Below are 19,237 nucleotides of genomic sequence, written 5' to 3'. Positions count from 1 at the left end.
AGAAATGTATAGTGGTAAACAAAAACAACCTGCTTACATGATGTAAGCAGGTTGAAAATAATAAAATTAGAATTATCGTGGCTCAACAATCAATTTGATGGCTGTTCTTTCTTCTCCATCGATAAGAATGTCAGTAAAGGCTGGAATGCATATCAAATCCACTCCGCTTGGTGCAACAAATCCCCTTGCTATGGCTACAGCCTTGACCGCCTGATTCAGCGCTCCAGCGCCGATTGCTTGTATTTCCGCTGCACCGCGTTCACGTAAAACGCCTGCTAATGCTCCTGCTACTGAATTCGGATTTGACTTTGCTGAAACTTTTAAAATTTCCATTTCTGCTCCCCCTTAAATTTACAATGGATAAGTGAGTGTTCATTAGAACAATCTTTGTTAGATGATGCTATTTTTTGAAAATCCATCCCCAAAATGTTTTTCAAAAATAGCAGGCTACCTACCATTTTTACTATATTCACGATAGAGGGCGCATATTCCTTCTTTCTGATTAATATTTTTCTGAAATAAATTTGTGAATATTTATTCAAAGAAAATATGGTCATCATTTATCAAAATTCGATCAATTTTGACAGCTTTTTTCGACTGTTCGTCAATTTCTACGATGACTGCACTTAATGTCGTACGTCCTTCTGCAATCTCAAAACGGACGGGAAGACTTGTCTTAAATCGTTTAATAATCGTCTCCCGATCAACACCTAAAATGCCATCATAAGGTCCTGTCATTCCTACATCTGAAATATAAGCAGTTCCTTTTGGCAAAACGCGGTTATCTGCTGTTTGCACATGTGTATGCGTTCCAACGACACATGATGCACGGCCGTCTGTATACCAGCCCATCGCTAGTTTTTCACTTGTGGCTTCACCATGAAAATCAATAAAAATGAACGGTGTACGTTTGGATGCTTCTGCAATTAACTCGTCTGCTTTTTGAAATGGGCAGTCAAGTGGGGGTAAAAACGTACGTCCTTGCAGGTTGATGACGGCTAATTCTTTTCCTTGTTTTTTTATAAACGTCAAACCTTTACCAGGTGTGCCTTCTGGGAAGTTCGCTGGACGAACCATGTGGGCAGCGTCATCGATGAAATCAAAAATGTCTCTTTTATCCCATGTATGGTTGCCCATTGTGAGTACGTCAGCTCCCGCTTGGAGCAGCTCATGATAGATTTTTTCAGTTATTCCTTTTCCATGAGCAGCATTTTCTCCATTGACAATGGTAAAGTGGGGCTGATATTTTTTCTTTAGTTTTGGTAAGTATTCTTTCAGTGTGTCTCGTCCAGGTGAACCGACAATATCTCCAACAAATAATATTTTCATGCGCTTTGAACCCTTCCTCTTATAAATTGACTTCTTATCAGTGTTGCATATTTACACAAAAAAATAAAGCGGCGCTAAGCGCACCGCTCTATTTTGCATACTCTACTGCGCGAGTTTCCCGAATGACCGTCACTTTAATGTGACCAGGGTAATCGAGCTCGTCCTCAATCCGCTTACGAATATCCCTTGCTAGACGGTGAGCTTCAAGATCATTAATTGAATCCGGCTTCACCATAATACGTACTTCACGTCCAGCCTGTATCGCAAACGATTTTTCAACACCTTCATAAGATTCAGAGATATCTTCTAATTTCTCAAGTCTCCGAATGTAATTTTCAAGCGTCTCACTTCTTGCACCAGGGCGTGCTGCAGATAATGCATCTGCTGCCGCAACAAGAACAGCGATAATAGATGTCGGTTCTTGGTCACCGTGGTGAGAGGCAATACTGTTGATGACAACAGGATGCTCTTTATATTTCGTCGCAAGCTCAACGCCAATTTCTACGTGGCTTCCTTCTACTTCATGATCAATGGCTTTTCCAATGTCATGCAGAAGACCTGCTCGTTTTGCAAGCTTTGCATCTTCTCCAAGCTCTGAAGCCATGAGACCTGCAAGATGTGCAACCTCAATTGAATGCTTCAGGACATTTTGTCCATAACTTGTACGGAATTTTAAGCGACCGAGAATTTTGATGAGATCCGGATGCAGACCGTGAACTCCGACTTCGAATGTCGTTTGCTCACCCATCTCACGGATATAATCATCGACTTCACGGCGTGATTTTTCCACCATTTCTTCAATTCGTGCAGGATGAATGCGGCCATCCTGGACTAGCTTGTCCAGAGCTATCCTCGCTGTTTCACGTCTAATCGGATCAAAGCCCGATAGAATAACAGCTTCAGGTGTATCATCTATGATCAAGTCAATACCTGTTAACGTTTCTAACGTACGGATATTTCGTCCTTCACGTCCGATAATACGACCTTTCATCTCATCATTTGGAAGATTGACTACAGATACCGTCGTTTCAGCTACATGATCAGCTGCACAACGCTGTAACGCAAGTGAAAGAATGTTTTTCGCCTTTTTATCAGCCTCTTCTTTCGCTCGGTTTTCAGATTCTTTCGTCATGACTGCAATGTCGTGGGAAAGCTCATTTTCAACTTGATCCAGAATGATTTGTTTCGCTTCATCTCGAGTTAAACTTGAAATACGTTCCAACTCGGCTTTCTGCAAACGAATCATATCATCCACTTTGCTTTCCATCTCTTCAATATGTTGTTGTCGTTCATTCAGAGAATGATCTCTCTTCTCCAACAGGGACTCCCGTTTATCTAAAGATTCATCTTTGCGATCAAGATTTTCCTCTTTTTGAAGTAAACGGTTTTCTTGTCTTTGAAGCTCATTACGTCTTTCACGAACTTCTTGCTCCGCCTCTACTCGAAAGGAATGAATTTCATCTTTCGCTTCCAAGAGCGCTTCTTTCTTCAATGCTTCCGCATCACGCTTTGCATCCTCAACAATTTGTTCGGCCATGTTTCTTGCGCCGGATATTTTTGCTTCTGCAATGGTTTTACGAACAAAGTAGCCAACAACTAAACAGATTAGGCTCAGCAAAATGGAGATGATCGTAAACATCGTAGGCGACATATTTTCACCTCCTCTTGCTATGAACTTGGTTTTACAAATAAAGTGTCGGCATGTACATTGTTTTGAGTCTCAACATACAGGGCCTTCACAGGGAATGAGATCCTCACTGCCCTTGTCAAGTTTAAATTAGTTATCAATCATGTTAAGAAAAACAAGTGATACATTTCCATTGTAATTGTGTCGGAAATACTTGTCAAGCTAGTCAGACTGAGGCGTAAGTCGTTATTTCAAGCAAAGTCAGAACTTTTGACCTGCTAGCTGTCATGTAAATGTAAAAAAAAGACGCTTTTCAGCGTCTTTTAGTCTTTAAATTTCCAATTCCTCTTGACCTTCTTCTTCTTCAGCTGCTTTCACTCCGTTTGTATCCAAACCATAGTGCTCTCTAATTTGTTCTTGAATCATGAGAAGAATATCTTTGTTTTCTTTAAGGAACTGTTTCGCATTTTCACGGCCTTGTCCAAGACGTTCCTCTTGGTAAGAATACCAAGCACCGCTCTTTTGTACGATATCTAGTTCGCTTCCAAGGTCGATGATTTCGCCCTCTTTTGAGATTCCTTCACCGTACATAATGTCTACTTCTGCAATACGGAATGGCGGTGCTACTTTGTTTTTCACTACTTTAATTCTCGTTTTATTCCCCATAATGTCATTGCCCTGCTTCAGCTGTTCAGCACGGCGCACTTCTAAACGAACAGATGAATAGAACTTCAGCGCACGTCCACCTGGCGTTGTTTCAGGGTTACCGAACATGACCCCAACTTTTTCACGAATTTGGTTAATAAAGATGGCAATGGTTTTTGATTTATTAATGGCACCAGATAGTTTACGAAGTGCTTGGGACATCAAGCGTGCTTGTAGACCAACGTGTGAATCACCCATGTCTCCTTCAATCTCTGCTTTTGGTACAAGAGCAGCTACTGAGTCAATAACAACAATATCAACTGCACCACTACGGACAAGAGCTTCTGCAATTTCAAGTGCTTGTTCTCCTGTATCAGGCTGAGAAAGTAACAGCTCATCAATATTGACACCTAGTTTTTGAGCGTAAACTGGATCGAGCGCATGCTCTGCATCGATAAATGCAGCTTGTCCTCCCTGCTGCTGAACCTCAGCAATGGCATGAAGTGCTACTGTCGTTTTACCAGAACTCTCTGGACCATATACTTCAATAATACGACCGCGAGGATATCCACCTATTCCTAGTGCAGTATCAAGTGCTAACGAACCACTCGGTACTGTTGAAATACGTGTATCTGTTTGCTCTCCTAGTTTCATAATAGAGCCTTTACCAAACTGCTTTTCTATTTGTTTAAGAGCCATATCTAAGGCTGCTTGACGATCACTCATTCTATTGTTTCCTCCTTTATCAATTCCACTATCTATACTATACCTTGTTTTACGTCATTTGCCAAGAAAAAAACGAACACATATTCGATTTTTTCTTGGCAGATTTTTAAGAAAAGAGTGATTTCTAGTAGAAAAAACACTCTTTTATAAAGGAGTAAACCTAACAAAAAACAAAATTAACTTTCTTTTAATAAATTGAGCAAGTGATGCAGACCGTATTTCACAGCGCGCTTGCGAATGCCCGACCGGCTTCCTGTAAACATCCATTCAAACACGTCAGTATGGTCTTTCGTAGATAGCCCGATGAACACTTTCCCGACAGGCTGTCCCTCGTGGGTATCAGGGCCTGCTACACCCGTAAAGCTAATGCCAATATCACTTCCCGTAAGCTTTCTAGCACCTTCAGCAAGCTCTAAAGCACACTCTTTGCTGACAGCACCATGAGAAGACAATGTTTCTTCCCGGCAGCCAAGTACCTGCTGTTTGACTTTGTTTGTATAACAAACGATACTGCCGCTTAAAATCGACGATGCACCTTCAAGATCTGTCAGCCATTCAGAAAACATTCCGCCTGTCAGGCTCTCAGCCGCTGCCACTGTTTTCCCGTGTTCGTGCAAGGCCTTTGAAGCTTCACGGACAAGTGAGGTATCACCATAACCGTAGAAGTACTCTCCTACCCGTGCTAAAATTTTCGCTTCTGTTTCTTTTAACAGACGCTCCGTTTCTTTTTCATCCTCATGCTTGGCCGTGAGCCTAAGTGTTACTTCACCGTCAGATGCAAGAGGTGCAATCGTTGGGTTTGTTTGAGCATCAATTAAATCTTCTAGGTCTGTTTCAAGCTGTGATTCACCGATTCCGAAGAAGCGAAGAACAACAGACACGATTTTTTCCTTTAAACCCAGTTTCTCAGATATCAGCGGTTTCGCCTCGTTCTCAAACATCGGATGCAGTTCACTTGGCGGGCCAGGAAGCAGCATATAAAACGTATCGTTTTCTTGAATAAACATACCTGGGGCCATCCCAAACCGATTCACGAGCACATCAGAACCTTCTAGAACGAGCGCCTGCTTCCGGTTATTCGGTGACATGTCTCGTCCAGTCTTTCGAAAGTATTCTTGAATGGATTCAAACGCTTCTTCATTTAGCACGAGCTCTTTTCCGAGCGTACTCGCAATGGTTTCTTTTGTTAAATCATCTTTCGTTGGTCCAAGACCACCTGAGAAGATAATAAAATTCGATCTTTCCTGCGCCACTTGAATGGCGCTTTTTAAACGCTCTGGATTGTCACCAACTGCTGTATGGTAATAAACATTCACACCAATTTCAGCTAGCTGTTTGCTGATGAATTGTGCATTCGTATTCGTAATTTGCCCTAGCAAAAGTTCGGAACCGACTGCAATAATTTCTGCTTTTCTCTCTGACTTCAAAGCGTACACGTCCTTTTTAGTTAGAATTCTTTAAAGCTTCCCAGTTTTTCACAAAGTAATCCCAGCCTGACACAACAGTGAAGAACACTGCTACCCACATCGCAAGGTCACCAAACGGGAATGATACAAGTTCAAACGGAAGGTTATGCAAGAGAAGGGCTGAAATCGCAATGATTTGCGCCCATGTTTTCACTTTACCAAGCATATTAGCTGCTACCACTTCACCGCCTCCGGCTAGTACAAGCCTTAGTCCAGTTACAGCAAATTCACGGCTAATGATCACAATCGCCATCCATGCCGGCGTGAGGTTGTACTGAACAAGTATAATTAAAGCAGCTGAAACAAGCAATTTATCTGCAAGCGGATCTAAAAATTTACCAAAATTCGTCACTAAGTTCAGTTTACGCGCATAGTACCCATCAATCCAGTCCGTTGTCGAAGCGACAATAAACAGGATTGCTCCAACAAGATGCGTCACTTCGATGCTGACGTGACCAAAACGCGCAACGCCCCAATCTAAAGGTGCAAGCATAATAATCATAAAAACAGGGATCAAGGCGATCCTAGAAAGAGTTATTTTATTCGGTAAGTTAAACATGAATTTCAATCCTCCAATAAGCCATTTTTTTATGTATATATAATAGTAGGAACAAAAGAAAAGTCATCTACTTGCTTAAGATGACTTTTCCTTTCCTTTATTCACAATCACAATGTTTTGTGTCATGGTGTTCTTAGGGTCTAATTCGTACTTTAGCGTCTCGTCATTCACCTTAATATCAATTCCAGTCGCATTGCCTAGACGGATATCGACCTGAGAGAGCTCAGACAGGTCTGTTTTAAACGATTCACCATCTTTTAGTTCACCCATTTTCAGCACTTTTCCAGATTCGTCTCTGACGCGCAGCCATGAAGCTTTTGTAGCAGAAATGGTTAACTCCATCTCATCTGCGCCTGACGCTTCATACGTTGTCGTTGAGCCTTCTGTATTCACTGCCTTCAAAGAGACCGTTTCATCGTCTTTGGATGAATCCTTTGATGAGTCATCTTTTTTAGATGATTTTTCTTGATCATCTGACGGAGCTTTTTCTTTTTTCTTTTGATCTTTTGCAAGAGATGAATCCTCAGATACTTCATACTTAGATTCTGACTTCTGAGGAGCCGTCTGGTTGTTCTTCTGTCCGCTATCATGATTGACCGCCTGCACGATGACATAAATGATCGCGATGACCACAAGGACGCCTCCAATAATCAAAATGGTCGGCAGCAGCTCAAGCACCTTCGAGGCAGGCTTTGGCAGCTCTCTTTGTGGCTTAATATTTGATAATTTATCAGATACTTCATCGTTATACGTGCTCGGCACATCTTTACGAAATTCTTCGAACAATTGTTCAGGATTTAGTCCAACGGCTTCGGCATATTGTTTAATAAACGCTCTGACGTAAAATTTACCTGGAATAATATCATAGTTTCCTTGTTCGATTGCTAGCAAGTAGCGCTTTTGGATTTTGGTCACCGTCTGAAGATCCTCCAGCGACATCCCTTTTTCCTCTCTGGTCTCAATGAGCCGTTTTCCCAATTCAGTCAAAACAAACACCTACCATTACCATATTAAAAATCGAAGCCAGAAAAACCAGAATGATCAAACACTTGTGGTTCTTCAGCGTGTTCATATGTAATCTCTTCGTCTGCACTATTACGCAATTCAATGATATAGTCGAAATCATCCATTGTATATTCTGAATTTTGAATAAAAATGTCTGGATGCTCAACTACTTTTGTTGCCGGCAGTCTCATAATTTCTCTTAAAAGCTGCAAGTGTTTCTCAGAACCTCTTCGCGTCGACACAATCCCATCAATAATAAAGACGTTATCTGGGCTGTATTCATCCGCAATCAGCTGACTTCGGATCGTCTGTTTCAAAAGAGTGGACGATACAAAAAGCCATCTCTTGCTGGCACATACACTTGAAGCCACAATTGATTCTGTTTTTCCGACACGCGGCATCCCGCGAATCCCAATCAATTTATGTCCTTCTTTTTTAAATAGTTCTGCCATAAAATCAACAAGAAGACCAAGCTCGTCCCTTTCAAAGCGGAACGTCTTTTTGTCATCTGCATCACGCTGAATATATCTGCCGTGACGAACCGCTAAGCGGTCACGTAGTTTTGGCTGTCTTAATTTCGTTACTTTTATCGTTTCCATTGTATTTAAAATTGATTCAAGGCGCTTAATTTGATCTGTATGGTCACAGCGCAGAAGCATTCCGCGTCTTGATACATCAACACCATTAATTGTCACAATATTAATTGAAAGCATCCCCATTAGAGATGAAATGTCTCCTAAAAGTCCGGGACGGTTTACCTGTATCTCATATTCAAAATACCATTCGAGCTTTGCCAAATGATATTACCCCCTTCATTGTGGCAAATTTTTACCTTCCTATATCATAAAGCATTTTCACATTTTTAGAAAGCACAATGTTGTGAAACAGTTAAAATAAAAAGAGAGGCACAAACGACCCCTCTTTTTGTTTAGTGCGAGCTATTATTTTCAACCAATTTGACCATCATATTGGCAATTGCGCGCTGCTCATCTTCTGATGCAACGCTCCAAAGGTCAGCAAGTACTCTTTCTTGCTCGTTCTTTGCTTCAACTTCGTTAGCTAAATATCCGCCAATTTCATACGCAAGGTTATTGATGGTATCATCTTTTAAGCCTTTATCCTGCGCATGATTTAAACGGTCACCTAAAAAGTTTTTCCAATGGTCCCAGTTCTCAAGTACTGACATGTCGATTCCTCCATTCGAAAAGATGAATTACAGCCATAGCTTTTGTCATGGAGTGATGAATTATACACGTTTTTTAACAGTACCAGCCGCCATTAACGGATAAAACTTGACCTGTCATATAACTTGACTGCTTTGAGGCGAGAAACCAAATGACATCAGCAATCTCCTCAGGTGATGCAAGCCGGCCAAGCGGGATTTCTTCCTCCAGCATGTCAATATCTTCTTGTGTGAAGCTTTTCATCATGTCTGTATGGACGGCACCTGGTGAAACAGCATTTGCTCTAATTCCACTTGGGGCAAGCTCTTTTGCCAGACCTTTAATAAACGCATTTTGCGCGCCCTTCACCATGCTGTACAGCACTTCACACGATGCCCCTGTTTCTCCCCATATCGAGCTTACCGCAACAATATGACCTGCTTTTTTTTGAATCATGGCTGGCAATAGGTGTTGGGTGAGCTCATATGGACTTGTGACATGAAGCTGCACCATACTGGCTAATACGTCTTTTTCTGTATCTGTCACTAATCCGACATGACTCTTACCGCTATTTAATACAAGAATATCTGGAGATACGGGCAGACGGCTGACGAGCTCATCTGCTCCGCCCGTTTTAGCTAAATCCGCTTGAACGACATGCGTCTGAATATGACATGTTTCTTTCAGTTGAGCAGCAAGCTGCACGGCTGCCTGTTCATTTTTGTGATAATGGAGCATCACGTGGCAGCCTTCCTGGGCAAGCCTTTTGGCTGCAGCCTGCCCAATCCCGCCACTGGCACCTGTTATCAGCGCCCAACGACTCATCACATGGATTCCTACTTTCTATTTAAAATATCTATTCTTTCCGTTTAAATGGGAACCAGTTCGCTGATCCGAACAATTTCACCATCACAGGTACGAACAATGGTAGCACAACGAGTGCGTACAGCAAAAGCCCTGTGAGGACAAGTGTTGCAATCTGCAAGAGAGACAGCACTCCTGAAGGAAGCATGGCTGCAAATGTTCCTGCCAAAATAACAGCAGCAGACATAATGACAGAGCCCATATTCTTCATTGATTCAGTCATCGCAAACTGAATGTCTTTTGTTTTGTATTCATTGAACCGCTCCATTAAGAAAATCGAATAATCGACTCCGAGCGCCATTAATATGACAAATCCAAAGAATGGAACCGCCCAGTTAATGCCCGGATATCCAAAGAAATGGGTGAAAATAAATTCTGTTACACCAATCGCAGTGAAGTACGTCAAAATCAACGATCCAACTAAGTAAAGCGGCATAACAAGAGAACGGAACAGAATCACGAGTATCAGGAAAATACCGATCATCATGTAAAGAACTGTCTTATTGAAGTCTTGGTCTGACAGCTGTTTTAAATCAGCGTTCATACTTGATACACCAGATACGCCAAATGAAACATCTTTTAGATTTGTTTCAGGAAGTGCACGTTTTACCGAAGCTTCTACTTGTTTAATCGTTTTCATGGCGTCGTTCCCATATGGATTGTTTTCTAAAATGACGTCAATCTTTGTCATCTTGCGGTCATCCGACATATAGGAATCGAACACTTGCTTGAATGCTTTATTTTTCAGGACATCTTTTGGAATAAACCAACCAGCCATGTCTTGATCTGGTGCATTTTTTAGTTCGTCTAAGTAGTCTCCTGCGCCCATTAATCCGCTTGAAATCTTCTCCAAGCCATCGACGCTTTTGTTCAGTCCATCTGTCAGTTTGGTTAGGTCATCACCAAAGCCGCCAATCTTTTCTTTCATTTGTTTTTGACCATCAATCACTTGCCCGGCACCATTTGCAAGCTTTGGCATATTATCAGCTATTTGCCCTTGACCTTTAGACGTTTTATCCAATCCTGTTTCAATTGCATCTAAGCCAGCAATGAGTTCATCGATTTGACTCGTCAAAACTTTTTGCTGCTCTGAAGCTTTTGCGATGAAGGCATCCGCTGCTTCAAGCTGTTTTCTAGCTTCTTTCGCTTGTTTGGCATAGCTGTCTGCCTGCTTCGCCCCTTCTTGCAAGGTCGTAGAAAGTTCATTATATGAAGCTTTGATGGCTTGATACGATTGATTTTCTTTCACCTGCGGAATTTGTTTTTCAAGTGTACTAAATTGTTTATTTGCTTGTGTGATTAATGCTTTTACGTCTGCTGCGGCAGAGGATGACGTATCCACCTGCGCCAATGCTGCTTTTAATTCTTTGGAGATGCTTTTATACAGCGACACTTGCTGATTCACTTGTGCGACTTGAGCCGTTAATTCCTTTTTCGCACCTTTAATTTTCTCTTTAATCTGTGCAACACCGTTTTTGTTTTGATCGATTCCGCTTTGTAAATCTCTTAACGATTTTTCGACGTTTTGAATGCCTGTTTGCACTGATTCTGTACCAGAAATCAATTTGTTAATGCCTTTTCCAGATGATTTGATTTGCGGCGTTTGATCCTCAATGGATTGGCTCATTGTCGTCAGTGCATCTTGGATTTTTTTCAAGCCTTCATTACTTTTATCAAGTCCGGTATTCAGTTCTTTTGCTTGTGATTTCACGTATAGATCACTCAGCCCTTTACCGACAGGACGTGTCGCACTTCTTACTTTACTTACGCCATCTGTTTGTTCAATTGCACGGCTGAGTTTTTCAACAGCAATCAGTCCTTTATTGTTGTCTAACAGATCAGCTGATTTCACAACAATCGTTGCAGGTAGAGCTTCTCCTGGTCCAAATTTGTCAGAAATCGTATTGAATGCATTGACTGATACATATTTATTACCAATTTCATCTAAGCTGTTATAAGAAAGCGATCCTTTATACATAAGAATGGGCGGAAGCGTAATGATTCCTACGATTAATAAACTAAAAAGTGGTTTTTTAAATGAAAAGCGACCTGCTGTTTCCCACATTTTTGACTGCGGATGAGCAATATCACCTTTAATCGGCCAAAATAGCACTTTTCCTAAAACCGCCATAAAGAAAGGAACAATTGTGAGAAGCGCCACAATGAGCACAGCGACACCAACTGCTACTGCAACAGCTGATTTATAGAGCTGGAATTGTGCCAGGCCAATACATGTAAAACCGATGAGCACAGCGATCCCGCTGAATAAAACAGTCTTTCCTGCTGTTTTATACGTAATGAGAATCGCCTCAATTTTATCTTTACCGTGTGCGATCTCTTCTTTAAAGCGGCTGAGAAGCAGAATGCAGTAGTCCGTTCCTATACCAAACATGATCGCGACCATGAAGATTTGAGTAAAGGTCGAGAGCGGGAAGTCGAGATATTTAACTAAATAAGCCACGATGGATTGACTCACCAAGTAAGATAGAGCTACTGCGACTAACGGAACGAAAGGTGCCACAGCTGATCTAAAGACAAGGACTAGGACGATGAGAATAAACCCAATCGTAATGAACTCTGTTTTCTTTAGACCCTCTTGTGAGCTTGTGATCACGTCATCATCAATTAACGGCTGTCCTGTCATTTCATATGTCAGATTTAAGCTCTTCAGTTTTTCACTGACTCTTTCTTTAAAATCAGAAGCTTTGATTTTGTTTGAGTCATATGTAACTGGAACAAGAAGCGTCGTTCGATCTTTAGAGAGCATCTGTTTTTTGATATCTTTATTGGCGTCAAAATACGAAGTGATGTCCTCGACATGTAGATCTTGATCCTTTTCTAAAATCTCCATTGCTTTTTTTAAAGTTGTTTCTCTTTCTTTGACGATGTTCTTTTCTTGAAAGACAATGACAATTGATTTTTCTGTATCACCGTTTTCAGACATTTTCTTTAATAACTGATTTGCATATGAGGACGGATAGCCGTCAGGTACTGAAATTTGTCCTTTTTCTTTTGTTAATTGCGCCATATTAGGAGCGGTGATGAGTAACACTGCTGCTAATACGACCCATAAAATCGTGATCAGCCATCTACCCTTTATGATTGCTCTCATTAGTACTTTGTGCCTCCTCTTCGATGATTACTTGATAGATCTTTTCATATGTTTGAATAAATGATTCCATTTCTTTTTCTTCCAGTTTTTCAAAATAAGATCGAACTAAATCCTGAAGCTGTTTTTCCATTCGGCTGACCACATCTTTGCCCTCTGGCGTAACGTACAGGTGAACATTTCTTCGATCGGCTTGATCATGCTCGCGGACAATATAGTTTTTTGTAAAAAGACGATTGGTCATGGAAGTTACCGCACTTTTGTTCACATTGCATACATTTGCAAGGTCAGTTGACGTACATCCAGGATGTAAATTGATGTATCGAAGTGAGTAATACTGATCAAGTGTCAGCTCTTTATCAAGCTTTTCCGTGATCATACTAGATACTTTTTTTTCCATCATGAGATAGACGTCTGCATATCTCTGAATGAGCTGTGCAATTTTATTTTGTTCCATACGTTGCTCCTTTTTAGTTTAAGTGTTTAACTATTAAAGAGTTTAACTAATGAACAAAATGATTGTCAATGAAAATCCTCACAAATCACAGGCTTTTATTTATTAGACATAAAAAAGACAAACTCTTTTATCTGAGTTTGCCTTTTTTAATTATTTTGTTTTAGGGACAACTTTGAAAACGGACATCCGTTCTTCATCAATTTCTTCTTCTAAAATTTGCTGAATGTCGGTTAATTGGATCTGTTCCAGCATAGTCACGACATCAAATAAGCTCATGTCTAAAAATGCATATCGGGTGAATTGGTTCGCAATGTATTCAGGAGAATTCATGGCTTTTAAAAAGCTGCCTATTTTCTTCTTGCGCGCGAGCTCAATTTTCTCTTCTGAGATTAAGTTCTTTGCTTGAAGAAGGGTTTCTTTTAATACTTTCGCCAGTTGATCTGGATCATTTGTGTCTCCGCCAACTGACGTGAAGCCAAAGCCGCCTTCTTCCGTATAATCGTAGCTGAAGGTCTCATCAATTAAGCCTTTTTCATACATCTGTTCATATTGTAAGGAGCTTTTACCAAACAATGTCTCTAAAATGAGATTCATTCCGAGCTCATGTTTTAACAGTTCATTGCCTTTTTTATGAGGATTCTTTGTTTTTAATCCAAACATACATTTCGAGCCTTGTACGTTCATTGGAAGTTCGTATTCTTTTCGGTACACACCTTCAGGCTCATTGATGTCTTTTCGTTTGATCTCTGGCTGGTCTGTAAATGGCTTTTTCGCCTGATTCGCTCGAACTTGATCTAATATTTGCTTCGGATCAACGGGACCGACAACAAATAGAAGCATATTGCTTGGGTGATAGAACGTTTCATAGCATTCATACAAATGATCTTTTGTAATCGGAGCGATGCTTTCTACTGTTCCAGCTATATCAATTCTCACAGGATGCTCTTGATATAGATTTTCAATCAGACCAAAGAATAAACGCCAGTCGGGATTGTCATCATACATGTTAATCTCTTGACCAATGATTCCCTTTTCTTTTTCGACCGTTTTTTCAGTAAAATAAGGTTCTTGCACAAAATCAATGAGTGTCTCAAGGTTTTGTTCAACATTTGAGGTGCTTGAGAATAAGTAAGCTGTTCTCGTAAATGTCGTAAAAGCATTTGCGGATGCTCCTTGTTTACTAAATGTATGAAATACGTCTCCATCTTCTTTTTCAAACAGTTTATGCTCTAAGAAATGGGCAATTCCATCAGGCACTCGGATCATGTCTTCTTTGCCAAGCGGCACAAATTCATTGTCGACAGAGCCGTATTTTGTTGTAAAGGTTGCATAGGTTTTGTTAAACCCTTGCTTTGGGAGCACATAGACGTCAAGTCCGCTCTCCATTTTTTCGTGATAGACCGTTTCTTGGAGCTGGTCGAATTGAATTGTTTTCACTGTCATGAAGCACCCTCCGTTCCTTTAAGAAAATAGGTCGTATCCCATTCGATTTTCTGACCCACTTTGATGATGTCCTCTTTTGTCACTCGGTCAAGTGCTTCTAAAAAGGAATCAAGCGTTTCCCCTGTTGGCACAACGGCATGCTGATACAGGTATTCTGCTGTCCCATAAGATGTATCGATCGTTTCAAGCAGCTGATTTTTGACCACAGCTTTAGTTTGGTCAATCGCTTCATCTGAAAAATCACCTTTTTGCATCGCTTCAAATTGTTCTTTAATGATGTCTACTGCCTGCTGATAGTTGCCGACTTCAATCCCTGACATGACCATCATCAAGCCTTTAAAGCTCTCAAGTCTAGACACAGCATAGTACGCAAGACTTGCTTTTTCCCGAACATTGATGAATAGCTTCGAATGCGAGAAGCCGCCGAATATGCCATTAAACAAATGCAAAGCCGGATAATCGTCATCTGCAATCGTCGTATGCGTGCGAAAGCCGATATTCAGCTTGCCTTGTTTCACGTCCTCTTCGTCGATGACTTCTTTTGCTTCTCTTTGCGTGCTTGCCGATTCAGCATGTTGTTTGACCGGTTCTCTATCACTTGTTTTGAAGTATTGAGAGACCATTCGGCTGATGTCTTGTTCGTCTACATCTCCCACAACATAAAGATCAAGCTGATTTGTTTGAAGCGCATGCTTATATGCTTCAAACAGCGAATGAGCTGTGATCGTTTCGATATCTTCCATTTCTCCATTAACGTGCAGCGCATACGGTTCACCTTTGCACATTTCCTGCACAAGCCTTAAGTTCGAGTAACGCATTTTATCATCATACACTGCTTGAATTCGCTGTTTTAAAGTGCGCTTTTCTTGATCTACATATAATTGACTAAAGGCTCCATCTTCAACATAAGGATGGAATAGTAGATCAGATAGTAAGGCAATCCCTTTTTCTAGTAAAGGGGTTTGATCCTTTAAATATTTTTCATTCGCCATTTCCAGGCGGAAGGTAATGATGTGATTCTCCCCTTTTTTCGCCATGTCTGCCGAAACAGTTGCACCATAAAGCTCATCAAAATAAGCACGTAATTCTCCTGTTTTCGGCATTTTCTCTGTTCCTCTTAACAGCACATGCGGGAAAAGTGAACGCATGGTGACGTCATCTTTCGATAGAGGCGCAAGCATTTTAAAAAGGATTGTGACCGTTTTAAATTTTTCTGTTTTAACAATATGAGTATGAAGACCAGGTGTGTCTAGTGTCTTCTCTTGTAAGTACGTCATGAGAAACCTCCTTTGTTCATCCTATTTATTATGTATTAGAACATAGCTGATATATACGTAAAACAGCCATTTAATAGACATTATATCAATCAGAGGAAAGGATAGGAAATAAAAACGCCTCTGCTATCAGCAGAGACGCCGGCCGTTATTTCATTCTAAAAGGCCACCAATTCCATTTACCGAAAATACGAACCATAACTGGGATAAAGAGCGGTAATACAACAAAAGCATATAATAAAAGCCCAATGAGTATGACCGTTGCAATTTCAACAAGTGATAATACACCGGACGGCAGCATAGCGGCGAAGGTTCCCGCTAATATCGCGACTGCTGAAATAATGACAGAACCCATATTTCTCATCGCTGATATCATGGATGCTTGCACATGTTCTCCCTTCCATTCATTAAAGCGATCCATTAGGAAGATCGAATAATCAATGCCAAGGGTGACAAGAATGACAAAGCTGAAAAATGGGACAGCCCAGCTGAGACCGTCGTAGCCAAAAAATGTTTTAAAGATCCATTCTGTTAAACCGACGGATGTAAAATACGTTAAAATGAGTGAAAGTGTTAAGTATATCGGCATGACGATTGACCGTAATAATATAATTAAAATGATAAAGATGCCAACTAACATGAAAATGACCGTTCGAATAAAGTCACCGTCAGATGTTTCTTTTAAATCTACATTTAAACTTGAGATACCAGACACACCGTAATTTGCATTCTTTAACCCGCTGACAGGTAAATATTGATCAAGGGTTTCCTCAATTTTTGCAACGCCTTTCATCGCCTCATTGCTGTATGGATTCACATTTAAAATAACTTCTAATGTTGTTAATTTACGATCTGGAGACATATACGTTTGAAAGATTTGTTTAAATTCATGGCGTTTCAGCACTTCTTCTGGAATAAACCAGCCCGTTATTTCTTCATCTGGCGCTTGCTGAAGCTGCTTTAAATAGCCGTCCGCCTCTGTGAAGCCGCTTTTGACCTGCTCAAGCCCTTCAATACTTTCACCTAATCCATCTGTTAATAATGTCAGTTTTGATGAAAGCTGGTTAAATCCTTTTTTGATGGCTTTTTGTCCGCCTGTCAGTTGATCTGCGCCGTCTTCAATTTTAGGCATTTCTTTGATCAATTGTTTTTGTCCTTCATTTGTTTGATCAAGACCGGCATAAATTTGGTCCAGCCCCTCCATGAGCGCTCGCACTTGATGTTTTACTTCTTTTTGCTTGCTTGAAAAGCTTTGAATCACTGAATCTGCTTTTTTGATCTTTTCTTTAAACAGAGAGGCTTCCTCTTCATACAGACTCATTTGATCCCCTGCTTGATCAAGCATTCCTTTTGTGTCTTTGAATACTTCCTTGATTTCTTTATATTCATCCATATCTTTTACTTCAGGAAGCCGTTTTTCAAGTGCTTCAAACGATACACTTTCATACGAACTTTTTACTTTTTTAATGGTGGTTATCAGCTGCTGATTTGATTTCGCATGACGCTCTAGCGTACTCACCATTCGTTTAAGCTCTTGAATCATCGCTTCACTGCTGCGATATTCTTGCTCTAATTCCTTTTTTGCTTTTTTGATTTTACTTCGGATGGTCCCGACACCATCTTTACTGCGCCTCACCCCATCTTCTAAAGAGATCAGGGACTCCCTTACTTCTCCAATGCCGCTTTTGATCGCTTTTGTTCCATCAATCAGCTGGTCAATGCCTTTAGCGGATTCTTGAATTTTTGGTTTTTGTTTAAGGAGGGCAAGATTTGTTTCGGTCAAACCATCTGAAATTTTTCCGATTCCTTCATGGCCTTTACCAAGTTCTCCTCCCAGCTCTTTTGCTTGAGAGGTGACGTAAAGCTGACTTAACCCATCACCAACAGGACGAGTGACACTGCGGACCGTCTTTACTTCGTCAATGTCATTTAATTTACGGGTTAGCTTTTCAATCATGACAATCTTTTCTTGGTTATCTAACTTGTTGTCACTTTCAACAAGTACATTCAGAGGCAGCGCTTCTCCAAAGCCAAATTGCTCTGATATCGTATTAAATGCAGACACTGATTCATACTTTGTCCCAATCTCATTTAAGCTGTTATAAGAAAGAGTCCCGTCGTACATCAAAATAGGAGGCACCGTAATGAGTGCAACTAAACCTAGGCTGATCAGCGGCCTTTTAAATGAAAAACGCCCAGCCCATTCCCACATTTTACTTTGCGGGTGGCGAATGTTTTCTCTTTTAGACGGCCAGAAAAGGGATTTTCCGAAAACAGACATAAAAAAGGGTACGATGGTGACAAGAGCTATCAGCAGGATGCCAACTCCTACAGCAACACTAACAGCTGATTGATACAATTGAAATTTGGCAAAACCAATGCTTGAGAAACCGACTAATACGGCTAAACCGCTGAAAAGGACCGTTTTCCCTGCACATTTATATGTGATGATAATCGACTCTTTGACATCACGACCTTGACCAATTTCTTCTTTAAAACGGCTTAACAGCAAAATACAATAATCTGTTCCTATACCGAACATAATCGCTACCATAAAAATCTGAGTAAAATTAGATAGAGGAAATTGCATATATTCTACTAGAAAAGCCACAATACAACGACTGACGGCATAAGAAATGCCGATCGTAATGAGTGGAACAACAGGTGCCAAAATCGATCTGAAAACAATGATTAAAATAAAGAAAATAAAAATAATCGTGATAAGTTCAGTTTTCTTCAGACCTTGTTGAGAGCTTTGAATGACATCTGAATCCACAAATTTTTGTCCCGTCATTTCATAAGAGACTTGATAGGGCTTTAAAACTTCCTCAATTTGTTCTTTAATCTTCACAGCTTTTGTTTCGTAGTGGTCGAATTTGAATGGAACAAGAAGTATACTTTTATCCTTTGATAAAAGTTGTTTTTGAATGTCCGGATCTACATGAAAATACGAAGTAATTCCGTCAATGTGGAGGTCTGGAGCATGTGTCATGAGTGCAGATAAAGCCTTTTTTAGTTCCTGCTCTTTCTTAGGGAACAGATGTTGTTCGGAGAATACAATGACACCCGTATCTTTTTTCCCGTTTTGATCTGTGAGCTTATCCAATAATTGAAGTGCCTCAGCTGTTGGTGTCCCCTCCGGAACCTTTAATTGCCCTTTTTCTCTTGTTAATTCCTCTAAATTGGGCGCAGTAATAAACAGAATCACAGCTGTTATCACCCACACCACTAATACAATCCATCTTGCTTTAATTATTTGCAACATAGCTGCTTCAAGCTCCTTCTAGTTCATCAATCAATTTGCTGTTTTTGAGCGTGTCTGAAGTGCTGACTGCGTCTCCTTCAACGTGCTAATGGCAGGATGACCTATTCAATTGTCTTTTCGTGTTGAAGAAACACACATTCATCATCACCACGCAAACTCAATTTCTGCCTAAAGAAAGACAGAAAATGAATATTTTTGAACACCTCCTGTTTGGAATAATTTAAAAGATATTACTATACATTAGTTTAACTATCAAAATTTTACATGTCAATTTATAAAAAAGAAAAAAGATGGCAAAATACCGT

At 40.4% G+C, this 19,237-nt stretch carries 15 protein-coding genes; all 15 read right to left on the bottom strand.

Translation table 11 applies throughout. The annotated features are described in order from the left end of the window. Positions 1-72 precede the first annotated feature (72 nt). Positions 73-333 (bottom strand): stage V sporulation protein SpoVS, encoded by a 261-nt coding sequence (gene spoVS / locus ACQYAC_RS02335; protein ID WP_003211281.1) that lies wholly within the window; start codon positions 331-333, stop codon positions 73-75. A gap of 201 nt (positions 334-534) precedes the next feature. Continuing rightward, positions 535-1,329 carry a TIGR00282 family metallophosphoesterase gene (locus ACQYAC_RS02330; RefSeq protein ID WP_058013943.1) on the bottom strand — a complete coding sequence of 265 codons (795 nt, stop codon included), beginning with the start codon at positions 1,327-1,329 and terminating at the stop codon, positions 535-537. 88 nt (positions 1,330-1,417) lie between these two features. Further along, positions 1,418-2,980, bottom strand: a complete 1,563-nt coding sequence (rny, locus tag ACQYAC_RS02325) for a ribonuclease Y (RefSeq protein ID WP_003211958.1) — start codon at positions 2,978-2,980, stop codon at positions 1,418-1,420. Positions 2,981-3,286: 306 nt separating this feature from the next. Next, a complete protein-coding gene (recA, locus tag ACQYAC_RS02320; RefSeq protein WP_034662211.1) occupies positions 3,287-4,327 on the bottom strand; it encodes a recombinase RecA in 1,041 nt (346 codons plus the stop codon). Between the two features lie 176 nt (positions 4,328-4,503). Beyond that, complete coding sequence (locus tag ACQYAC_RS02315) at positions 4,504-5,754, bottom strand: competence/damage-inducible protein A (RefSeq protein WP_058013945.1); 1,251 nt, start codon at positions 5,752-5,754, stop codon at positions 4,504-4,506. A gap of 16 nt (positions 5,755-5,770) precedes the next feature. After that, on the bottom strand, positions 5,771-6,352 hold the full coding sequence (pgsA, locus tag ACQYAC_RS02310; RefSeq protein WP_012010018.1) for a CDP-diacylglycerol--glycerol-3-phosphate 3-phosphatidyltransferase: 582 nt from the start codon (positions 6,350-6,352) through the stop codon (positions 5,771-5,773). Positions 6,353-6,427: 75 nt separating this feature from the next. Continuing rightward, positions 6,428-7,339: a helix-turn-helix domain-containing protein gene (locus tag ACQYAC_RS02305; protein ID WP_429942637.1), complete on the bottom strand. Its 912-nt coding sequence runs from the start codon at positions 7,337-7,339 to the stop codon at positions 6,428-6,430. Between the two features lie 23 nt (positions 7,340-7,362). Then, positions 7,363-8,154 (bottom strand): DUF3388 domain-containing protein, encoded by a 792-nt coding sequence (locus ACQYAC_RS02300; RefSeq protein WP_003211480.1) that lies wholly within the window; start codon positions 8,152-8,154, stop codon positions 7,363-7,365. 131 nt (positions 8,155-8,285) lie between these two features. After that, on the bottom strand, positions 8,286-8,543 hold the full coding sequence (locus ACQYAC_RS02295) for a DUF3243 domain-containing protein (RefSeq protein ID WP_003211590.1): 258 nt from the start codon (positions 8,541-8,543) through the stop codon (positions 8,286-8,288). A 73-nt stretch (positions 8,544-8,616) separates the two neighbouring features. Continuing rightward, positions 8,617-9,345, bottom strand: a complete 729-nt coding sequence (gene ymfI, locus ACQYAC_RS02290) for an elongation factor P 5-aminopentanone reductase (RefSeq protein ID WP_429942636.1) — start codon at positions 9,343-9,345, stop codon at positions 8,617-8,619. 31 nt (positions 9,346-9,376) lie between these two features. Beyond that, positions 9,377-12,496: an MMPL family transporter gene (locus ACQYAC_RS02285; protein WP_429942635.1), complete on the bottom strand. Its 3,120-nt coding sequence runs from the start codon at positions 12,494-12,496 to the stop codon at positions 9,377-9,379. Further along, positions 12,474-12,950 carry a MarR family winged helix-turn-helix transcriptional regulator gene (locus tag ACQYAC_RS02280; RefSeq protein WP_012010014.1) on the bottom strand — a complete coding sequence of 159 codons (477 nt, stop codon included), beginning with the start codon at positions 12,948-12,950 and terminating at the stop codon, positions 12,474-12,476. The genes ACQYAC_RS02285 and ACQYAC_RS02280 overlap by 23 nt, the downstream gene beginning before the upstream one ends. A gap of 150 nt (positions 12,951-13,100) precedes the next feature. Continuing rightward, the gene (gene yfmH, locus ACQYAC_RS02275; RefSeq protein WP_106028935.1) at positions 13,101-14,393 is read right to left on the bottom strand and encodes an EF-P 5-aminopentanol modification-associated protein YfmH; all 1,293 of its coding nucleotides are present in this window, start codon (positions 14,391-14,393) and stop codon (positions 13,101-13,103) included. After that, positions 14,390-15,670: an EF-P 5-aminopentanol modification-associated protein YfmF gene (yfmF, locus tag ACQYAC_RS02270; protein ID WP_339165719.1), complete on the bottom strand. Its 1,281-nt coding sequence runs from the start codon at positions 15,668-15,670 to the stop codon at positions 14,390-14,392. The genes yfmH and yfmF overlap by 4 nt, the downstream gene beginning before the upstream one ends. Before the next feature lie 145 nt (positions 15,671-15,815). Then, positions 15,816-18,932 (bottom strand): MMPL family transporter, encoded by a 3,117-nt coding sequence (locus tag ACQYAC_RS02265; protein ID WP_429942634.1) that lies wholly within the window; start codon positions 18,930-18,932, stop codon positions 15,816-15,818. Positions 18,933-19,237: the final 305 nt, after the last annotated feature.

The organism is Bacillus sp. MM09(2025) (genome assembly GCF_050496725.1).
Taxonomy (GTDB): Bacteria; Bacillota; Bacilli; order Bacillales; family Bacillaceae; genus Bacillus; species Bacillus pumilus.
Note: the sequence above shows the minus strand (reverse complement) of the source record. Positions and strands in the feature narration are given on the sequence as shown.

Excerpts from the sequence above, each read along its gene's own strand:
- ACQYAC_RS02265 (WP_429942634.1), bottom strand. The coding sequence starts at position 18,932 with ATGTTGCAAATAATTAAAGCAAGATGGATTGTATTAGTGGTGTGGGTG.
- yfmF (WP_339165719.1), bottom strand. The coding sequence starts at position 15,670 with ATGACGTACTTACAAGAGAAGACACTAGACACACCTGGTCTTCATACT.
- recA (WP_034662211.1), bottom strand. The coding sequence starts at position 4,327 with ATGAGTGATCGTCAAGCAGCCTTAGATATGGCTCTTAAACAAATAGAA.
- ymfI (WP_429942636.1), bottom strand. The coding sequence starts at position 9,345 with ATGAGTCGTTGGGCGCTGATAACAGGTGCCAGTGGCGGGATTGGGCAG.
- yfmH (WP_106028935.1), bottom strand. The coding sequence starts at position 14,393 with ATGACAGTGAAAACAATTCAATTCGACCAGCTCCAAGAAACGGTCTAT.
- ACQYAC_RS02280 (WP_012010014.1), bottom strand. The coding sequence starts at position 12,950 with ATGGAACAAAATAAAATTGCACAGCTCATTCAGAGATATGCAGACGTC.
- ACQYAC_RS02295 (WP_003211590.1), bottom strand. The coding sequence starts at position 8,543 with ATGTCAGTACTTGAGAACTGGGACCATTGGAAAAACTTTTTAGGTGAC.
- pgsA (WP_012010018.1), bottom strand. The coding sequence starts at position 6,352 with ATGTTTAACTTACCGAATAAAATAACTCTTTCTAGGATCGCCTTGATC.
- rny (WP_003211958.1), bottom strand. The coding sequence starts at position 2,980 with ATGTCGCCTACGATGTTTACGATCATCTCCATTTTGCTGAGCCTAATC.
- ACQYAC_RS02330 (WP_058013943.1), bottom strand. The coding sequence starts at position 1,329 with ATGAAAATATTATTTGTTGGAGATATTGTCGGTTCACCTGGACGAGAC.
- ACQYAC_RS02285 (WP_429942635.1), bottom strand. The coding sequence starts at position 12,496 with ATGAGAGCAATCATAAAGGGTAGATGGCTGATCACGATTTTATGGGTC.
- spoVS (WP_003211281.1), bottom strand. The coding sequence starts at position 333 with ATGGAAATTTTAAAAGTTTCAGCAAAGTCAAATCCGAATTCAGTAGCA.